Raw genomic sequence first — 811 nt, 5'->3', positions numbered from 1 at the left:
GCCGGAACACGGCGGCATCAGAGCAGCCGATTGTCTGTTGTGCCCAGTCATAGCCGAATAGCCTCTCCACCCAAGCGGCCGGAGAACCTGCGTGCAATCCATCTTGTTCAATCATGCGAAACGATCCTCATCCTGTCTCTTGATCAGATCTTGATCCCCTGCGCCATCAGATCCTTGGCGGCAAGAAAGCCATCCAGTTTACTTTGCAGGGCTTCCCAACCTTACCAGAGGGCGCCCCAGCTGGCAATTCCGGTTCGCTTGCTGTCCATAAAACCGCCCAGTCTAGCTATCGCCATGTAAGCCCACTGCAAGCTACCTGCTTTCTCTTTGCGCTTGCGTTTTCCCTTGTCCAGATAGCCCAGTAGCTGACATTCATCCGGGGTCAGCACCGTTTCTGCGGACTGGCTTTCTACGTGTTCCGCTTCCTTTAGCAGCCCTTGCGCCCTGAATTTTGTTAAAATTCGCGTTAAATTTTTGTTAAATCAGCTCATTTTTTAACCAATAGGCCGAAATCGGCAAAATCCCTTATAAATCAAAAGAATAGACCGAGATAGGGTTGAGTGTTGTTCCAGTTTGGAACAAGAGTCCACTATTAAAGAACGTGGACTCCAACGTCAAAGGGCGAAAAACCGTCTATCAGGGCGATGGCCCACTACGTGAACCATCACCCTAATCAAGTTTTTTGGGGTCGAGGTGCCGTAAAGCACTAAATCGGAACCCTAAAGGGAGCCCCCGATTTAGAGCTTGACGGGGAAAGCCGGCGAACGTGGCGAGAAAGGAAGGGAAGAAAGCGAAAGGAGCGGGCGCTAGG

At 51.3% G+C, this 811-nt stretch carries 1 pseudogene; it reads right to left on the bottom strand.

The features are described 5' to 3' along the window. Nucleotides 1–143: 143 nt before the first annotated feature. A pseudogene (locus EPA64_RS16150) lies at nucleotides 144–446 on the bottom strand (IS4 family transposase); the annotation flags it as partial. Nucleotides 447–811: the final 365 nt, after the last annotated feature.

The organism is Paracoccus luteus, from assembly GCF_004522155.1.
Classification (GTDB): Bacteria; Pseudomonadota; Alphaproteobacteria; order Rhodobacterales; family Rhodobacteraceae; genus Paracoccus; species Paracoccus luteus.
This window is presented reverse-complemented; position numbering and strand designations above follow the sequence as displayed.